This window comes from Modestobacter italicus, from assembly GCF_019799965.1.
In the GTDB taxonomy this organism is placed as follows: domain Bacteria; phylum Actinomycetota; class Actinomycetes; order Mycobacteriales; family Geodermatophilaceae; genus Modestobacter; species Modestobacter italicus_A.
Genome location: NZ_JABGCJ010000005.1, coordinates 169,367 through 187,200, shown reverse-complemented (window position 1 = coordinate 187,200; position 17,834 = coordinate 169,367). Strand labels below are relative to the sequence as shown.

The window sequence follows — 17,834 nt, the reverse complement described above, 5'->3', positions numbered from 1 at the left end:
GTTGTGTGTCCTGAGTCGGCGCTGCGTGGCGTGGCCGGCTGGGCGACCAGGTGCCGGATCACCGTCGCCGGCCGCGGCTGCCGAGGGCAGGCGCGGGTCGACCCGCGCAGAGCAGGCCGGAGCCGCGGGCGCCCGCGGCGCCACTCTCCCCGGCACGGCTCAGGCCAGTGCGTGCCCTCCGGCCAACGCCGTCCCCAGGGCGAGCAGGTCCCGGTCCCGCCCGGCGGCGGCCACCAGGCACACCCCGACGGGGAGCCCCTGCGCGCTGCGGGTGGGGAGGCTGACCGCAGGGAGGCCGGCGATCCCGGCCAGGCAGGTGAGCCGCATGGTCGCGTTGCGGTTCGCGGGGGTGGCGCCGGTCGCCGTCAACGGCGCCACCGAGGGCGCGCTGGGCAGCACCAGCACCCGGTCACCGACCAGCCCGCGCACCCGTGCGCGCGCTCCGTCCAGCACCGCGCCGGCTCGGCCGGCGGCGTCGGCGTCGATGGTCGCGGCGTGCGCGAACCGGGACCGCACGTCGGGGCCGAGCACGTCCAGCCGGCCGTCGAGCCAGCCGCCGTGGGCCGCCCAGGCCTGGGCGGCCTGCCAGGTCTGGAAGGCGGTGCGCCACTCGTCCAGCTCCGCCGGCGTCGGCTCGTCCGGCGTCGGGTCCAGTCGAGTGGCCCCCGCCGCGGCCAGCCAGCCGAGCACGGCCCCGCCGACGTCCGGCTCGGCGAGGCCGAGCAGCCCGGGGGCGAACACCAGCTCGTCGCTGCCGCCGGGCGACCCGGGGGGCAGCAGCACGTCGCCGACCGCCTGCAGCAGGTCCGCCGACCGGGTCAGCCACCCCACCGCGTCGAAGTCCGGCGCCAGGGGCAGCAGGCCGGTTCGGTCGACGGCGCCGTGGGTGGTGCGGATGCCGTGCAGCCCCTGGTAGGCGGCCGGAACGCGGATCGAGCCGCCGGTGTCGGTGCCCAGGCCGATGGTGGCGTGCCCCAGTGCGACGGCGGAGGCGCTGCCGCTGGAGGAGCCGCCGGGCAGCCGGTGCGGGGCCGCCGGGTTCGGCGGCGTGCCGGAGTGGGCGTTGGCACCGGCCAGCGAGTAGGCGAACTCGTCGGTGCGGGCGATGCCCCGGACCGCGGCGCCGGCGTCGAGCAGCCGGGCGACGGCGTCCGCGTGCGCCTGCTCGGGTGGGGCCTGCGCCAGCCAGGCCGGGTTGCCGGCCCCGACGGCGTGACCGGCGACGGCGTACAGGTCCTTGACCGCGACGGTCTGGCCGGTCAGCGGGCCCTCGACCCGAGCCGGGACGAGCGGGTCCCCGACCACGCGCCACACGCGGGTGTCCAGGGCAGGGGCCGGCGCCGAGACGTGCGCCGCGGTCACCTGCCAGCCCCCGTGCTCGGGCACGCTCGCGGCGCGCGCCCAGACCTGGGTCATCAGCCCCCGGCCGCCGCGGGACGGCTCGGTGACGGCCACGACCACGGCGTGGTCCTCGTCGATCACCTGGACGTGGGTCTGCACCACCGTGCGCTGCGGAGCACCGCCGCGGGCCGTGCGGAAGGCGGCGATCCGGTCGTGCCCGATCAGGACCCCCTCGGCGTCGGCGCGCAGCGTCGCCGGGCCCGGGGCGAACAGCCGGTCCAGCGTCGCCACGTCGTCGGCCATGAGCGCGGCCTCGTAGGCAGCGACCGCCTCCAGCAGGCCGGCGGGCACCGGGGCGGTCACCCGAAGTCGGCCTTGCGGATGGTGGCGTGCACGCCCTTGACCACGTCGACCACCTGGCTGATCCGGAAGTCGGTGGCGGCGGAGAGGTAGGCGTAGGCCAGCCGAGGGTCCATCCCGAACCGGGCCTGCAGCAGGGCGATCGCCGCGCGCACACAGTGCTGCACGGCGACGTCGAGGTCCTCGTCCATGCCGGTGGGCACCAGGAACTCGGTGGTCTCCGCGAGCGGGCCGGCCAGCTCGCCGAACCGCTGGAGGGCGTCCTCGCGGGCGACCACGTCGAACCGGAGCGTGGCGCGCAGGCTGCCCTCCATGGCGGTCAGGCTCACCTCGCCGTCGCCCTGGGCGAAGTGCGGGTCACCGACGTAGGCGAGCGCGCCGTCGACCTGGACCGGCAGGTAGAGCGTGCTGCCCGCCGTCAGCAGGGCGATGTCGATGTTGCCCCCGTGCGGACCCGGCGGCACCGAGTTCGGCCGCTCGCTGCCCGGCACGGCGACGCCCATGATCCCCAGGAACGGGCGCAACGGGAACCGCACCGACCGCTCCCCGCCCTCGGTCAGCGGCAGCAGGCCGTCGGCGCCGTCGGCGCTCACCGTGGCGAAGGCGCTGTAGCAGGCCTCGGCGTCCCGGGGGTACTCCCCGGCGAGGGCGCCCCGACCGTGCCGGTTGGAGATGACGCCGTAGGGCACCCGCGGCGTGGCGTCGAGGACCGTGACCGCCAGCAGGTCCCCGACCCGGGCGCCGTCCACGGCGATCGGCCGGCTGACCACGTGCGGGCCGTCGACGCCGAACCGGTGCGGCACCTCGCCGGCCGCCAGGGCGACCGCGTCCTCGAGCACGTCGGCGGCCCCGTGCCCGCCGAAGTACGCCGCCGGATCACGCCCCTGGTCCTCCAGGATCCCCTCGTGGCTCACCGTGTCGAGGGTGACCTCGGTACCGGGGTCGACGGTGAGCACGGGTGCGTCCGCCGCGCAGGGCAACCGCCCCCACAGCACGTTGTCCGGGATCGAGGGCAGGTAGGTGGCCGCCGGGATCGGGCCGCGCCCGGGCTGCAGGACGGGGTCGGTCATCCGCGGGAGGCTAGGCGACGCGTGTTTCTGCGGTGTTCCGACGCAGGACACCCGTGTCCCGTGCCGCGACTCGCCGGCCGCGCTGCTGATCGCCGGGGCGCCCAGTCGATGGCCTGGTGGGAGGAGGTCTGCGATCGGCTGGCCACCGGTGGCCGGTACGTGCTGCGGTACGACCACCGGGACACCGGCCGGTCGACCAGCTCGCCGGCGGGCGGCCGGGCAACACCGCCGAGGACCTGGCCACCGACCCGCTGCGGCTGCTGGACGCGCCGGAGCAGGGCCCGGGCGCTGGTGCCGCTGGGGGAGTGGGTCACCTGCGCCGGGTCGCGCGCACGACGACGTCGTGGAGTTCGACCAGGCGTCCGTCGGGGGCGGTGATGGTGCGGTGCAGCTCCGCCGCGGTGACGACGTCCCACCCCGCGTCGTCCCACTCGGTGTCCTCCAGCAGCGCGGTCACCGAGGCGGCGGTCGCCGTCGCCTCGGCGGGCGGCTGCCCGTCGACGTCCTCGGCATCACCGTGGGAGTGTCCGTGCAGGTGACCGACGACCAGCAAGGTGCCGCCGGGGGCCACCCACCGGGCGATCCGCTCGTAGAACGCCAGCTGCGGCACCGCCGGGTGGGCGTAGGCGGTGGTCACGAGGTCGAACGGGGCGGCCGGTGCCCAGTCGCACAGGTCCGCCGCCACCCACTGCACGCTGTCGCCGACCCCGCTCGCCGCGGCGCGGTCGGCGGCCCGGGCCAGCGCCTCGGTCGAGATGTCCGCCGCGGTGACCTGCCAACCGTGCTCGGCCAGCCAGATCGCCTCGGCACCCGCTCCGCACCCGGCGTCCAGCGCCGTACCGGGCACCAGGTGGCCGATCTCCCGGGCCAGGTGCGGGTTGGGCGGGTTGCCGCTCATCGACCCGCGGTCGCTGGTCCGGTCCTGGCGCCAGTGCCGTTCCCAGTACGCCCGGTCGAAGTCGTGGCCGTGCCCGTGGCCGGGCGTCATCGGTGCCTGCTCGCTCATGTCCAGGTCCTCCCCATCGGTGTGCACCTGGACGGTGGACCGCAGCTGGCCATTGTGCAAAGTTCTTTGCCGAATGGAAAATCGCACGATGGACGCCCCTTGGAGCAGGACTCTCGACGCGGTGGGGCCGCGGCTCAGGCAGCTGCGGCAGCAGCGCGACGTCACGTTGGTCGACCTCGCGGCGGAGACCGGCATCTCCACCAGCACCCTGTCCCGGTTGGAGGCGGGGCTGCGGCGTCCGACGCTGGAGCAGCTGCTGCCGCTGGCCCAGGCGCACGGGGTGACCCTCGACGAGCTCGTCGACGCACCCCCCACCGGGAACCCGCGGATCAACCTGCGGCCCATCGCCGGCGGTGGCGGGTCGGTCGTCATCCCGTTGACCCGCCGGCCCGGGGGCATCCAGGCCTACAAGTTCGTGCTGCCGGCCGGGGACGACGACGCCGTGCCGGAGCTGCGCACCCACGAGGGCCACGACTGGGCCTACGTCCTCAACGGCACGCTGCGCCTGCTGCTGGGTGAGCACGACATCCGCCTCGCGCCGGGGGAGGCCGCCGAGTTCGACACCCGGACGCCGCACTGGTTCGGCGCCACCAGTGCCGGGCCCGTCGAGTTCCTCAGCCTGATCGGCCGACAGGGCGAACGGGTGCACGTCCGCGCGACCAGTGGGTCCTAGCGCTCCAGGGCGTCAGGCGGCGGGTCGCAGGGCCGGTCCGATGTCGTCGAGGAAGGCCCCCAGCGTGCGGGCCGGCCGCCCGGTCACCTGCTCGACGGTGCCGGTGACGGTGGCGAAGCTGCCGCCCCGCACCCGGTGGTAGGTCAGGGCGAGGAGCTCGCGGTCGAAGCCGGCCGTGCCGGCCACGGCCTCCTCGACGGTCACGTCCTGGTGCACCACCGGGCGTCCGGTGGCCCGGGAGAGCAGCTCCGCGGTGCGCGGCAGGGTCAGCGCCTCCGGGCCGGTGAGCTCGTACCGCAGGCCGGCGTGCCCCGGCTCCAGCAGAGCGCGCTCGGCCACGGCCGCGATGTCCCGGGCGTCGATCCAGGCGATGTGCGCACCCCCGTCGGGGAACGGCAGGTCCCCGCCACTGATGAGCAGGTCCAGGTAGAAGCGCGGGTCGGTGAACACCTGCATGAACCAGCTGGGCCGCAGCACCGTCCAGCTGTGGCCGCTGTCGTGCACCACCTGCTCGGCCCGTACCGCCCAGCCCTGGGGGTCGACGTCGCCCGCGCTCTGCTCGGACAGCAGGACGACGTGCGCCCGGTGCGGCACCTGGTCGAGCAGGGCGGCGATCAGCTCGGGGGCGTCGGGCCGGTCGGGGCGGACGACGTAGACGGCGTCGATGCCCTCGACCGCGGCGGGCCAGCCGGCCGGGTCGTCCCAGGAGAAGGCGGTCGGCCGGACGCCCTCGGCGGTGACCGTGGCCGGGTCGCTGCTGCCGCCGAGCACCTGCACGCCCGGCCGGGCGGCGAGCAGCTGCGCCAGCGGGGCGCCGGTCTTGCCGCGAACCCCGGTCACCAGGACGCGGGTCGGGTCGGTCGCTGCACCGGGGGCTGTCACGGTGATCTCCTCCAGATGGTTGAGTGACTGAAGTACTTCACCCATGCAAGCACAGATCCATGAGCCACTCAAGTAACCTGGGTGCGTGACCGAGCCGTCGACCCCACTCGACCAGCAGCTGTGGGACTTCGTGTACGGCTACGACGCGGCCTACGACCGGGCCGCGCAGACGGCCGGGCTGAGCGCGGCCCAGGCCTGCCTGCTCGACCGGCTCACCGCCGGCACCAGCTCGATGGGGGAGCTGGCCACCGCGCTGCTGTGCGACGCCTCGAACGTCACCCAGCTGGTGGCCCGGCTCGAGGCGCGGGGCCTGGTGACCCGGGAGCCCGACGCGGCCGACCGGCGGGTCAAGCGGGTGTCGATCACGCCGGCCGGCCGCCACGAGCACCGCGCCGTCCGGCAGGCGTTCGACCTCCCGGCCGAGATGCTGGACCGGCTGAGCGCCGAGGAGCAGCAGCAGCTGTCCCGGCTGCTGGCCAAGATGCGGGCACCCAGCACTTCCTGACCGACGGCGGTCACCGCGCTCACCGGCGCGCCGTCTACCGCGCGGGAGAGGTGGGCAGCTCGACGACGACCGTGAGCCCGCCTGCCGGGCGCGGGGTGAGCGTCAGCGACCCGCCGTGCACGGCGACGATGCTCGCGACGATCGCCAGACCCAGACCGACACCCGCGTCGTCGGTGCGGATGCGCGTGGTGGCGCGCTGGAACGGCTCGGTGAGGGTCGCGACCAGCTGCGGGGCGACCTGCTCGCCGGTGTTCTCGACGGTGAGCGTCGCGTGGTCGGCGGCGCCGGACGTGGTGACCCACACGGCGCCGCCGGAGGGGAGGTTGTGCACGACGGCGTTGTGCAGGAGGTTCGTCGTCATCTGCAGCAGCAGCGCCGGTGAGCCGACCGCGGGGCTGACGTCGCCGGAGGTCTCGATGGTCACGCCGCGCTGCTCCGCCAGCGGGAGCAGCGTCTCGGCGGCCTCCTCGGCCAGGAGCGACAGGTCGACGTCCTCACGAGCCAGGGCACCGTGCTCGGCCCGGCTGAGCAACAACAGCGCCTCGGTGAGGGCGATCGCCCGGGCGTTGACCGCGTGCAGACGTTCGACGAGCTCGCCGGTGTCGAGCGTCGGATCGGTGCGGGCCACGTCCAGGAGGGTCTGCGTGATGGCCAGCGGGGTGCGCAGCTCGTGCGAGGCGTTGGCGGCGAACCGGCGCTGTTCGGCGACGTGCCCCTCGATCCGGGCGAGCATCGCGTCGAAGCTGTCGGCCAGCTCGCGGAACTCGTCGTTGCGCCCCGGCAACCGGATCCGGTGGGAGAGCGAGCCGCCGGCGGCCAGCCGGGTGGCCTGGCTGATCCGGGTCAGCGGCGCGAGCATCCGGCCGGCGAGCAGCCACCCGCCCAGGAGACCGACGACGAGCAGCACGGCCAGCACCGCGGCCGCCTTCGGGACGAACGCGCGCTGCAGGTCGCCGCGGTTGGGGACGAACACCGACGGCTGGAACCCGCCGCCCCCCGGCACCGTCGCCTGGACGTCCCGGACGTCCTCGGGCACGTAGCGCAGCAGGAACACCCACACCACGGCGAGCAGCAGGACGCCGGCGAGCATGAGGAAGCCGGCGTAGCTGAGGGTGAGCCGGGCACGGACGCTCATCCCCGGCTGGCGGTGCACCGCCTCAGTCACGCGCGGGGCCGGTGTCGATGCGGTAGCCGACGCCGGGCACGGTCGCGATCACCCACGGCTCCCCGAGCCGCTTGCGCAGTGCGGAGACGGTGATGCGCACGGCGTTGGTGAACGGGTCGGCGTTCTCGTCCCACGCGCGGGCCAGCAGGTCCTCGGCGCTGACCACACCGCCGTCGGCAGCCACGAGCACCTCCAGGACGGCGAACTGCTTGCGGGTCAGTGCGACGTAGCGGCCGTCCCGGTAGACCTCGCGGCGGAACGGGTCGAGCCGCAGACCGGCGATCTCCCGCACCGGTGGCCGGCTGTGCGCCCGCCGGCGGTCCAGCGCCCGGAGCCGCAGCACGAGCTCGCGCAGCTCGAAGGGCTTGGTGAGGTAGTCGTCGGCGCCCAGCTCGAACCCCGACGCCTTGTCGTCGAGCCGGTCGGCGGCGGTGAGCATCAGGATCGGCGTGCCGCTGCCGGAGGCGACGATCCTCGCCGCGATCTCGTCGCCGGAGGGGCCGGGAACGTCCCGGTCCAGCACGGCGATGTCGTAGGTGTTCAGGCTCAGCAGTTCCAGCGCGGTGTCGCCGTCCCCGGCGATGTCGGCTGCGATGGCAGCCAGCCGCAACCCGTCGCGGATCGCCTCGGCCAGGTAGGGCTCGTCCTCCACGATCAGCACACGCACGCGCCGATGCTAGGAGCGGGCACGTATCGCCGGGGTATGCAGAAACGCTGACGCGTCGGCAACACCACGCTGCCTTGACTCCGGGCATGACCCGGAACGCACCAGCACGGACGACGCCCCATCGCGGCGGCCGCGTCTCCACCGCCGCTCTGCTCGTGGCGGTCGCGGGCGCGGTCGTCGCGATGGTCCACCTGGCGCCGTCGACCAGGCCCGTGCACTCGGAACCGCCGGCGGCGGGATCGGCAGCCCCCGAGCCCGCGGTGGTCGATGCGCACCCCGGCGCCCTCGCCCGCCCGGGCCGTGACGCCGTCGGCCCGCCGGACGCCGTCGGCCCGCCGGACGCCGTCGGCCCGCCGGACGCCGTCGGCCCGGCGGACGGCGTCCTCCCCACGGGGGCGACCATCGACGACGACGAGCTCGCGGGCGTGGCCCGGCTGGACCCGGAGCTCCTCGCCGCGCTGCGCCAGGCGGCGGCCGACGCCGCGGCCGACGGCGTCCAGCTCGAGGTCAACAGCGGCTGGCGGTCCCCGGCGTACCAGGAGCAGCTGCTCCGCGAGGCGGTCGGTGAACACGGGTCGGAGGAGGAGGCCGCCCGCTGGGTCGCCACCGCGGAGACGTCGGCGCACGTGTCGGGGGAGGCGGTGGACGTCGGCCCGCCCGCCGCCGCCCAGTGGCTGGCCGAGCACGGCGCCGAGCACGGGCTGTGCCGGGTCTACGGCAACGAGCCCTGGCACTTCGAGCTCCGCCCCGCCGCGGTCGACCAGGGCTGTCCACAGCCGTACGCCGACCCCACGCACGACCCACGGATGCACGGGTGACCGGCACGATCGGCGTCGGCACGCTGTCCTGAGCGCCGGGCGATCGACGACAGGCGGGCCGGCGCGCCGCAGTCCTGCCGGTGATCGCCTAGGGTCGCCCCTTGTGACTGCGCCCCCGGTGAGTGTCGCGGAGGCCGTGTCGCGTGCGACGGCGGTGGCCGAGGACGTCGCCCGACCACTGGTCGACCGCACGGACTCCGGTGTCTGGCCGGTCGAGCCGCTGCGCGCCCTCCAGGCAGCCGGGCTCGGCGGCCTGGCCGCCCCGCGCCCCATGGGCGGTGCGGGGCTCGGCCTGAGCGGCGTCGCGGCGGTGGGCGAGGCGCTGGGCCGGGTCTGCGCCTCCACCGCCCTGTGCTTCGGCATGCACAGCGTGGGCACCGCGGTCATCGCTGCGAAACCGACCGACCGGCAGCGCACCCAGTTCCTGGACGCCATCGTGGCCGGAGAGCACCTCACGACGCTGGCGCTGTCCGAACCGGGCACCGGCGCGGCCTTCTGGCTGCCGCAGTCCCGCATGACGCAGACCGGCGCCGGGATGCGGATCGACGGGGAGAAGTCCTTCGTCACCAACGGCTCGCACGCCGACTCCTACGTCGTCAGCACCGTGGCCGCCGACCCCGACGCACCCGTGGGGGAGTTCTCCTGCGTCCTCGTCCCCGGCGACGCCGAGGGGCTGACGTGGCACGACTCCTGGCAGGGCATCGGCATGCGCGGCAACTCGTCGATGCGGGCACGCCTGGACGGCGTCCGGGTCGACCCGGACCACCTGCTCGGGGCCGAGGGCGACCAGATCTGGTACGTGTTCGAGGTCGTCGCGCCCTACTTCCTGATGGCGATGGCCGGCGCCTACCTGGGGGTCGCGCAGGCCTCGCTGGACGAGGCGACGGCGCACCTGGGACGGCGGGCACACGCGCACACCGGCCGCCGGCTGGCGACCGAGCCGATCCTCCAGCACCGTCTGGGGGAGCTGTGGGCGCAGGTCGAGCGGACCCGACGGCTCGTCCACTGGGCCGCCGAGGAGGGCGACGTAGGTGGGCCGAAGGCCCTGCCCGGCCTCACCGCGGCCAAGGCGGAGGTGGCCCGGTGTGCCGTGGAGGTCACCAACGAGGCGATGACGCTGGTCGGCGGCATCGGCTACCGGGACCGCTCGCCCCTGGAACGGCACCTGCGCGATGCCCGGGCCGCCGACGTGATGAGCCCCACCACGGACATCCTGCGGACCTGGACGGGGCGGGCGGCGCTGGGCCTGCCGCTGCTGGGCGATTGAGCGGCCACGGTGACCAGGGCCGCGTCGTCGTCGTGGACGGCGCGGTGACCGACGACCGGCACCTGCAGGGCCTGGCAGGTGCGGAGCGGATCTCCTCCTCGGAGCTGGCCGGTCAACGGACCACGGCCGGCGCCCCGGTCGACCTAGTGGTGATCGGGACCCGGGCCACCTCCGCGGTGTCGGTGGTGCAGCGCGCCCACCGGCAGTGGCCCGGGGCGAGCATCGCCGTCATCCACCCCGATCCCGACGCCGTCCGGCGGCGGGCGTCCTACGCGCCGGGTGTCCCGCTGGACCTGGTGATCGCCGGGGCGGACGACAGTGACCTGCCGTTCCGGCTCCAGCTGCTGCGCTCGTCCAGCATCGGGCGGCGTCGGCACAGCGCCGTGCTCGACGCGGTCGTGCACGGCGCGAACCGGGCCGAGACGACCGCACCGTCGCCGGTCACCGCCGTGGGGGCGCTGCTGGAGCACGCGCCGCTGGCGGTGCTCGTCGCCGATGACGGCGGTGGGCTGCTGGGGTGGAACCGCCGGGCCGAGGTCCTGTTCGACCTGCAGCCGGGGAGCACCGGGCAGTCGGTGGACGACGTCGTCCCCGGCGCACTCGCGATGGTCGACAAGACGACCCCGCCGGGCGGCGCGGGCGGGCCCCCGGTCGACGTCCACCCGCCGCTGCGGCTGCGGGTCGCCGACCGGGTCGACGTGGAGGTCAGCGCGGTGACCAGCCAGACCGACCTGGGCCGCCCGGTCGTGCTGCTGCTCGTCGTGGACGTGACCGACCAACGGCGGGTCGAACGGGAACGCGACCGGCTGGCGGCCCAGGTCGAGCTGCTGGGGCGGGTGTCCGACTCGCTGATGGTGTCCCTGGACCTCGCCGAGTCACAGTCCCGGCTGGCCGGCACCCTGGTGCCGGCGCTCGCCGACTGGGTCAGCATCCAGCTCTGGGACGAGCGGGACCAGCCGGCCGGGGTCCTGGTCCGGCACCGCGACCCGGCCCGCGCCGCGGTGGCGAGCAGGATCGAGCGCCTGAAGTCCCGGAGCGGGGTGATCACCGAGCCCAGTCGTCGGGCAGCCAGCGGCCAGGAGGTGTACCTCCGGGAGGTGGACGCCCAGGGGCTCGTCGCCGAGGTCCCCGACGCCGGTCTGCGCTCACTCGTGCAGCAGCTGGGGCTGAGCAGCGTGATCGCCGTCCCCGTCCCCGGCCGGGCCGGTGTCCTGGGCTCCCTGCTCCTGGCCAGGGGGCCGGACAGGACCCGCTTCACCGACAGCGACCTGGGGCTCGCCGTCGAGATCGGCCGGCGGGCGGGCATCGCGCTGGACAACGCGCGCCTCTACTCCGGGCAGCGTCACCTGGCCACGGAGCTGCAGCAGAGCCTGCTCACGGCCCCACCGGTGGTCTCGTTCACCGACATCGCCGTCCGCTACGTCGCCGCGGCCCAGCAGGCACAGGTCGGGGGGGACTGGTACGACGCGTTCCGGCAGCGCAGCGGCGACCTCGTGCTCGTGATCGGTGACGTCGTCGGGCACGACACCCGCGCCGCGGCCGCGATGGGCCAGATCCGCGGGCTGGTCCGGGGCATCTGCTTCACCTCCGGGGACCCGCCGAGCCAACTGCTGTCCTCCCTGGACGAGGCGATCGTCGGGCTGGAGCTGACCACGATGGCCACCGCGGTCCTGGCCCAGCTCTCGCCCCCCACCAGGGACGGCGTCCGGATGCGGTGGTCGAACGCGGGCCACCCGCCGCCGGTGCTGCTCGACACGTCCGGCCGCGCCCGACTGCTCGGGCCCGGCAGCGGCCGGGCCGACCTCCTGCTGGGCGTCGACGAGATGGCCCGGCGGACCACCGAGGAGACGACGCTGGCTGCCGGGGCGACGCTGCTCTTCTACACCGACGGGCTGGTCGAGCGCCGAGACCAGGACCTCGACCAGGGCCTGCAGCGGCTGCTGTCCGCGGTCGAGGCGCACGCAGCCGAGGACCTCGACGCGCTCTGCGACGCCGTCCTCGGGGCGATGGTCCCGCGCGCTCCGGAGGACGACGTCGCCATGGTGGCGGTCCGTCCCCGACCGATCTCCTGCGACGAGGTGGTCCCATCATGACCAGCGACCACTCGGGCGGCCGCCCCGACGGGCAGGCCTCCGCCGCGCTGGACGCCGTCCGGGCCTCCTGGCGGCAGGTCGTCCCCGTTCCGGGCATCCCACCCGCCGAGGTCGTGCAGCTGACGTCGCTGCGGCAGCTGGGGGCCGTCCGGCGCCACGTCCGGGCCTTCCTCACCACCTCGCTGCAGGCCGACGGCGTCGTGGCCGAGGACGAGGTCGACGAGGTCGTCGAGAGGTCGATCCTGGTCATCGACGAGCTGGCGTCCAACGCACTGCGTCACGGCGCCCAGCCGGCCAGCCTCGACCTGAGAGAGGCCGGCGACCACTGGGTCGTCGTCGCCACCGACTCGGCTCGCGACGTGCTGCCCACACCCGCGGTGGACCGCCCGGCGGGCCAGGGCGGGTACGGGCTCTACGTCATCGCCGACCTGACCTCCGCCCACGGTGTCGAGATCGACCACGACCGCAAACGCGTGTGGGCGCTGCTCGCCAAGCACCGGCGACCGCCCTCCTGACCTCGCCGGCGGCGACTGGTCACCGCGCCGGCGGGGGACCGGGACGCGAACGCGGACCGCTCCCGCCGGGCCCTGCGGACCGATCGCGGGGACGCAGTCTCTCCCCGCGGGAGAGACCCGTGCTTGACCCTCCCGCTCCGGGAGGCCGCACGGTCGGTGCATGACCGAATCGACCACCATCCAGCCCGATCAGCTCCCGGCCACGATCCGCGGCTACCTCGCCGCGCACGACGCCCTCGACACGGGGACCGCGCTGCGGGCCTTCACGCCCACCGCCGTGGTCGTCGACGACGGCACCACCTACCGGGGGACCGAGGAGGTCCGCCGGTTCCTGGCCAAGGCAGGCGCCGAGTTCACGTACACCAGCACGCTCATCGGTGCCCAGCGCACCGGCGACGCGCAGTGGGTCGCCACCAAGCACCTGGAGGGCGACTTCCCCGGTGGCGTCGTGGACCTGCACTACCGCTTCGTGATGGACGGCGACTCCATCGCCGAGCTCGTCATCGCGCCGTGACGTCCGCGCCCGGCACGCGCCGCGCCCGCGGTGGTGCGTGCCGGAAGCGGACCCGCTCGGCGGTGATCCCGGAGTTCGTCGATCTGAGCCATGGGTCCAGATCCTCGGCTCCGAGCCGCGGGGCAGGCACCGGACTCCGACGGACGGAGCTCGATGCCACCGGCCACCTGCCCCTCGGCGCACCCAATCGGACTGTCCGCTGAACGCGTCCCGGGGCCTCCGGGACGCGTTCAGCCACCCACGGTGGGGCGAGCCCGTGGCGGAGCACGGTCAGGCAGCCCTCTCGAGGGTGGGGTAGTCGGTGTAGCCGGCGCGGCCGCCGCCGTAGATCAGCTCGGGTCGCAGCGGGTTGAGGCCGGCGCCGATGGCGAGCCGGGTGGGCAGGTCGGGATTGGCGATGAAGGACTTGCCGAACGCGATGGCGTCGGCCCAGCCGCTCCCGAGCACCCGCTCGGCCTTGGCGGCGTCGTAGCCGCCGGCGGCGATGATGACGCCGCTGAAGGCCTCGCGGAGCTTGACGCGGAAGTCGTCGTCGAGGACGGGTCCCTCGGCCCAGTCGGGTTCGCTCAGGTGGAGGTAGCCGATGTTGCGCTCGTTGAGCCGTTCTGCGATGTAGAGGCCCATCTCGAGCCCGTCGGCGTCGTCGAGGCCGCCGAACTTGATGAGCGGTGAGATGCGCACGCCGACGTGTGCGGCGTCCCAGGCGTCGACGACGGCGTCGACGACCTCCAGAGGGAAGCGGGCCCGGTTCTCCAGCGAGCCGCCGTACTCGTCGGTTCGCAGGTTGCTGCTGGACGACATGAACTGTTGGAGGAGGTAGCCGTTGGCGCCGTGGATCTCCACCATGTCGAACGCGGCGTCGCGGGCGTTGCGTGTTGCTCGGCGGTAGTCCTCGACGATGCGGGGGAGCTCCTCGGTGCGGAGCTCGCGGGGCGTCGGGCAGGGGGCACTGACGAGGTTGCCGTCGATGTCGGCGATGGTCGTGGAGCCGTCGAACGGCAGCGCGCTGGCCGAGACCCCTGGGCCGCCGTTCTGCAGGTCGGGGTGGGTGACCCGCCCGACGTGCCACAGCTGGGCAGCGATCTTGCCGCCCGCGCCGTGCACGGCGTCGGTGACGCGGTGCCAGGCGACGACCTGCTCGGCGGAGTAGATCCCCGGCGTGGCGAAGTAGCCCTTCCCCTCAGGGCTGATCTGGGTGCCCTCGGTGACGATGAGCCCCGCGCCTGCGCGCTGGGCGTAGTACTCGGCCATGAGCTCCGTGGCGGTGTCGCCGGGCTGGTCGGCACGCATCCGGGTCATCGGTGCCATGAAGACCCGGTTGGGGGCCGTGAAGGCCGGCAGGGACAGTGGGTCGTGCAGGGTGGACATGTTGCTGCTCCTCGGTGGCTTCGGTGGCGAAGTCGCGTCTGATCCTCATCCGGTCGCCGTCGACCTGGGGGGCCATCGCACGGACCGTGCACCGGGCTGACTCCGGCGACGGGGTGCGGGGTAGGACGCTCGACGACGGCGGGCAGCACCGCATCCGTCATGTGACCGAGCCCGGTGTCGTTCCTGGTCACGAGGGGACCTCGCACTGACCGGGAGGGGAGGCCCTGCCGCCGACGCCCGCCGGGCCACCGGAACCGGTCGTCGGCAGGGCGCCGTCGTGCTCGGGGGAGGCGTCGGCGACCGGTCATCTGACGGATGTGCGTGCCCGTCCGCCCGCCGAGCATCCGCGACATGACCCCGCCCGAGTACCACCCCGCCACGACGTCGCCGAGCAGTGAACCGGCCTCGCTGATCGCCGTCCGCCAGCTGGCTGCGGAACGACGGCAGTTCCGCGGCTCCGACGACCGCCTCGTCTCGGCCGCGCGGATCAGGGCCGCCCGACGGCGCGACGCGCTCGGGCAGGACGACGCCGGGCAGTGACCCACGCGCTGGGGAGCGCCCGGCACTCGGCCGCATGGAGAGGCTGGGACGGCGTGCGGCGCTCGGCGCGGTCGTGCGCTCCTCCGGACGGGGCAGTGGGGCCGCGAGGACCTCGTGGTCTCGGAGACGGAGAGGTCGCATCGAGCCTTTACTCCAGCGCCCGACCCCCAATATATTGCTGCCGTGTCGAGGGCGTCGCGGATCGCCCGAGCGGGATCCGCGCAGCAGCCGGACGGTGGTGGGCGCTGATGGGCGTGGACGGGATCGCGGCCGGCCTGGTGGGCCGGGACACCGAGATCGACGCGCTCGGTCGGCTGCTCCGCGGCGTACGGCACCGCGGAGCAGCCGTCCTGATCCGTGGCGAGCCCGGGATCGGCAAGTCCGCTCTCCTGCGTCACGTGCGCGACGACGCGGCCGAGTGCGGGCTGCGGGTGCTGAGCACGACCGGCGCCGAGTCCGAGACGACCCTCCCGTTCGCCGGCCTCCACCAGCTCCTCCGGTCGCTGTTCGATCGCCTTCCCGCCTTGCCCGCGCCGCAGCGGCGGGCGCTGAAGGCGGCGTTCGGCATGACCGACGACGCCGCACCGGAGCTCTTCCTGATCGGTCTGGCGGCCCTGACGCTGATCAGCGACAGCGCCGCGGACCAGCCCCTCGCGCTGGTCATCGACGACGCGCACTGGCTCGACCGGCCCAGCGCCGACGTCCTCGGCTTCGTGGCCCGGCGGCTGGAGTCCGAGGCGGTGGTGATGGTCGCCGCCCAGCGCGACGGCTACCCGCCCGTCCTCTCCGGTCCGGCACTGGACGAGCACCGCCTGGAGCGCCTGGACCCCCGATCCGCCGAGGCCGTGCTCGCGCGCCGGGCGCCGCAGCTCGGCCCGACCGACCGCCAGCGCGTGCTGGCCGAGGCCGCGGGCAACCCGCTCGCGCTCGCGGAGCTGCCCCTGCAGGGCACGCGGGACGACCACGCACCCCTGACGCTGACCGCCCGACTGGAGGACGCGTTCGCAGCCCGACTCCCCGGGTTGGCCGACGCGACCCGGGACCTGCTGCTCGTCGCGGCGCTGGAGGACGAAGGCGACCTGGCCGAGGCCCTGGTCGCGGCGTCCGCCCTCCGCGGCGCCGAGGTCACCGCCGAGGCCCTCACCTCGGCCGTCGAGGTCGGGCTGGTCGTCGTCGACGGCGGGGAGCTGACCTTCCGTCATCCGTTGGTCCGCCACGCGATCCGCCAGCGGGCCACCCTCGCCGAGCGCCAGCGCGCGCACCTCGCGCTGGCCGGGACGCTGCGCGGCACCGACCGGCAGATCTGGCACCGGGCGGCGGCCGCTGATGCGCCGGACGACGCCGTCGCCGCCGAACTGGAGGACGCCGCGGCCCGCGCCCAGCGCCGAGGTGGCGTGGCCGCGGCGCAGGCGGCGATCGAGCGCGCCGCCACGCTGACCGCTGACCCGGCGGAGCGGACCCGGCGCTACCTGCGAGCAGCCGAGCTGGCCTTCGAATGGGGGCGGCCCGACGTCGTCGACCGCCTCCTGCGTCAGACCTCGGTCCTCGACGTGCCGGATCGTGAGCGGGCCCGCATGACGGTGATCCGGGAGGGGTTCGAGGAGGGCATCCGCGACGTCCGCGCGGGCACCCGGAGGCTGACCGACGTCGCGGCCGCGGCCGCGGCCGACGGCCGGGCCGACCAGGCGCTGGGGTTCCTCCGGGCCGCGGGGCTGCGGTGCTGGTGGGCCGAGCCGGGCGCCGAGGCGCGTGCCCACCTGCTGCAGGTCGTCGAGCAGGCACTCGACCCGGACGACGTCCTCGTGCTCGAGGTGCTCTCCTACGTGGCGCCGTTCGAACGGGGGGCGATGCTCCATCGACGGCTGCGCGCCGTGTCCGACGGCCCGCTCGACACGGCGCGGGCCCAGGCGGCCGGCGAGGCGGCGAGCGTCGTGGGCGACTTCCCGCTGGCCGTGGAGTTCCTGACGTCGGCGGTGGCCGGCCTCCGGGGCGACGGCCGGCTCGGACTGCTGGGCCGGGCCCTGGCCGTCCAGGCGTGGAGCGCGCTCAACGTCGGACGGTTCGACCTGGCCGCCACGGCTGCCGACGAGGCCGCCCGGCTCGCCGCGGACTCCGCCCAGCCGCTCATGGGAGCCGTCGCCCTGGTGGTCCAGTCGGTGGTCTCAGCGGTCTGCGGCGCCGAGGACGTCGAGGCCCGCTTCGCCGAGGCGGCCCGGCTGGGCCTGCAGGTGGACTCGAACGCGATCCTGGCGGGTGTGCAGTTCGCCCGGGGCATGGTCGCGCTCGACCTGGGACTGCACCAGGCCGCCTGGGACCACCTGGTCCGCCTCTTCGACCCCGCCGACCCTGCCCACCACCCCGTGGTGCGCACCTTCGCCGTCGGCGACCTGGTCGAGGCCGCCGTCCACAGCGGGCACCGGGCGGAGGTCGAGCCGGTCCTGTCCGACATCGAGGTGATCGCGGCGCGGACGCCGTCACCACTGCTGCACATCGGGCTGCGCCACGGCCGAGCGCTCCTGGCCCCCGAGGACGAGGCCGAGAAGCTCTTCGATGCGGCCCTGGCGGCTGACCTGGGTGCCTGGCCCTTCCCCCGTGCCCGCCTGCAGCTGGCCCACGGGGCCTGGCTGCGGCGGTGTCGCCGGGCGGCGGACTCCCGTGCCCCGCTGCGGGCCGCGCGGGACACCTTCGACGCCCTGGGCACCGCCGCCTGGGGCGAACGGGCGCGGCAGGAACTGCGCGCCTCAGGGGAGCAGAGCAGGCCGCGCACCCCGGAGGCACGCGAGCAGCTGAGCCCGCAGGAGCTGCTGATCGCGCAGCTGGCGGCGCAGGGCCTGACCAACCGGGAGATCGGCTCGCGGCTGTACCTGTCGCACCGGACGGTCGGCACCCACCTGCACCGGATCTTCCCGAAACTGGGGATCACCTCCCGCGTGGCCCTGCGGGGCGCGATCGGTCCGGAACCGACCCGATCCAGCGTCGGCGCGACGGTCGTCTGACGTCCGCGGCGGCCGTAGGACCTCGCGGTCCGGCCGCGGCGCAGATCTCCATGG

General features: G+C 75.0%; 16 protein-coding genes. 9 read left to right on the top strand and 7 right to left on the bottom strand.

Annotated elements, in window-relative coordinates:
* Nucleotides 1-159: 159 nt before the first annotated feature.
* From HLA93_RS13940 to HLA93_RS13930, 3 genes are all read right to left on the bottom strand, one after another.
* Complete coding sequence (locus HLA93_RS13940) at nucleotides 160-1,704, bottom strand: AtzH-like domain-containing protein (RefSeq protein ID WP_308128128.1); 1,545 nt, start codon at nucleotides 1,702-1,704, stop codon at nucleotides 160-162.
* Nucleotides 1,701-2,771 (bottom strand): acetamidase/formamidase family protein, encoded by a 1,071-nt coding sequence (locus tag HLA93_RS13935; RefSeq protein WP_222194993.1) that lies wholly within the window; start codon nucleotides 2,769-2,771, stop codon nucleotides 1,701-1,703. Before HLA93_RS13935 ends, HLA93_RS13940 begins: the two co-directional genes overlap by 4 nt.
* 310 nt (nucleotides 2,772-3,081) lie before the next feature.
* Nucleotides 3,082-3,777, bottom strand: coding sequence for a class I SAM-dependent methyltransferase (locus HLA93_RS13930; RefSeq protein WP_222194992.1), 696 nt, complete (start codon nucleotides 3,775-3,777; stop codon nucleotides 3,082-3,084).
* A gap of 88 nt (nucleotides 3,778-3,865) precedes the next feature.
* On the opposite strand from HLA93_RS13930, the gene HLA93_RS13925 reads away from it, so the two are divergent.
* The gene (locus HLA93_RS13925) at nucleotides 3,866-4,450 is read left to right on the top strand and encodes a helix-turn-helix domain-containing protein (RefSeq protein ID WP_222194991.1); all 585 of its coding nucleotides are present in this window, start codon (nucleotides 3,866-3,868) and stop codon (nucleotides 4,448-4,450) included.
* A gap of 12 nt (nucleotides 4,451-4,462) precedes the next feature.
* Here HLA93_RS13925 and HLA93_RS13920 read toward each other — a convergent pair whose 3' ends face one another.
* Nucleotides 4,463-5,332, bottom strand: coding sequence for an NAD(P)H-binding protein (locus tag HLA93_RS13920; protein WP_308128127.1), 870 nt, complete (start codon nucleotides 5,330-5,332; stop codon nucleotides 4,463-4,465).
* A gap of 85 nt (nucleotides 5,333-5,417) precedes the next feature.
* Between HLA93_RS13920 and HLA93_RS13915 the strand changes: the two genes are divergently transcribed.
* Complete coding sequence (locus tag HLA93_RS13915) at nucleotides 5,418-5,837, top strand: MarR family winged helix-turn-helix transcriptional regulator (protein ID WP_222194989.1); 420 nt, start codon at nucleotides 5,418-5,420, stop codon at nucleotides 5,835-5,837.
* A 34-nt stretch (nucleotides 5,838-5,871) separates the two neighbouring features.
* Here the strand turns inward: HLA93_RS13915 and HLA93_RS13910 are convergent, their stop codons facing one another.
* Nucleotides 5,872-7,002, bottom strand: coding sequence for a sensor histidine kinase (locus tag HLA93_RS13910; protein WP_308128126.1), 1,131 nt, complete (start codon nucleotides 7,000-7,002; stop codon nucleotides 5,872-5,874).
* A complete protein-coding gene (locus HLA93_RS13905; RefSeq protein ID WP_222194988.1) occupies nucleotides 6,995-7,669 on the bottom strand; it encodes a response regulator transcription factor in 675 nt (224 codons plus the stop codon). Before HLA93_RS13905 ends, HLA93_RS13910 begins: the two co-directional genes overlap by 8 nt.
* An 86-nt stretch (nucleotides 7,670-7,755) precedes the next feature.
* On the opposite strand from HLA93_RS13905, the gene HLA93_RS13900 reads away from it, so the two are divergent.
* The 5 genes from HLA93_RS13900 (at nucleotide 7,756) to HLA93_RS13880 (ending at nucleotide 12,876) form a co-directional block, all read left to right on the top strand.
* Nucleotides 7,756-8,487: a M15 family metallopeptidase gene (locus HLA93_RS13900; RefSeq protein ID WP_222194987.1), complete on the top strand. Its 732-nt coding sequence runs from the start codon at nucleotides 7,756-7,758 to the stop codon at nucleotides 8,485-8,487.
* A 136-nt stretch (nucleotides 8,488-8,623) separates the two neighbouring features.
* Complete coding sequence (locus tag HLA93_RS13895; protein WP_308128125.1) at nucleotides 8,624-9,754, top strand: acyl-CoA dehydrogenase family protein; 1,131 nt, start codon at nucleotides 8,624-8,626, stop codon at nucleotides 9,752-9,754.
* A complete protein-coding gene (locus tag HLA93_RS13890) occupies nucleotides 9,751-11,847 on the top strand; it encodes a SpoIIE family protein phosphatase (RefSeq protein ID WP_222194985.1) in 2,097 nt (698 codons plus the stop codon). Before HLA93_RS13895 ends, HLA93_RS13890 begins: the two co-directional genes overlap by 4 nt.
* Nucleotides 11,844-12,362, top strand: a complete 519-nt coding sequence (locus tag HLA93_RS13885; protein WP_222194984.1) for an ATP-binding protein — start codon at nucleotides 11,844-11,846, stop codon at nucleotides 12,360-12,362. The genes HLA93_RS13890 and HLA93_RS13885 overlap by 4 nt, the downstream gene beginning before the upstream one ends.
* Before the next feature lie 160 nt (nucleotides 12,363-12,522).
* Nucleotides 12,523-12,876 (top strand): nuclear transport factor 2 family protein, encoded by a 354-nt coding sequence (locus HLA93_RS13880; protein WP_222194983.1) that lies wholly within the window; start codon nucleotides 12,523-12,525, stop codon nucleotides 12,874-12,876.
* A gap of 270 nt (nucleotides 12,877-13,146) precedes the next feature.
* On the opposite strand, the gene HLA93_RS13875 is transcribed toward HLA93_RS13880, so the two are convergent.
* Complete coding sequence (locus tag HLA93_RS13875) at nucleotides 13,147-14,244, bottom strand: alkene reductase (protein ID WP_222194982.1); 1,098 nt, start codon at nucleotides 14,242-14,244, stop codon at nucleotides 13,147-13,149.
* A 351-nt stretch (nucleotides 14,245-14,595) separates the two neighbouring features.
* On the opposite strand from HLA93_RS13875, the gene HLA93_RS13870 reads away from it, so the two are divergent.
* Both HLA93_RS13870 and HLA93_RS13865 read left to right on the top strand, forming a co-directional pair.
* Nucleotides 14,596-14,784, top strand: coding sequence for a hypothetical protein (locus tag HLA93_RS13870; RefSeq protein WP_222194981.1), 189 nt, complete (start codon nucleotides 14,596-14,598; stop codon nucleotides 14,782-14,784).
* A 254-nt stretch (nucleotides 14,785-15,038) separates the two neighbouring features.
* Nucleotides 15,039-17,780, top strand: coding sequence for an ATP-binding protein (locus HLA93_RS13865; protein ID WP_222194980.1), 2,742 nt, complete (start codon nucleotides 15,039-15,041; stop codon nucleotides 17,778-17,780).
* The last annotated feature ends 54 nt before the right edge of the window (nucleotides 17,781-17,834 follow it).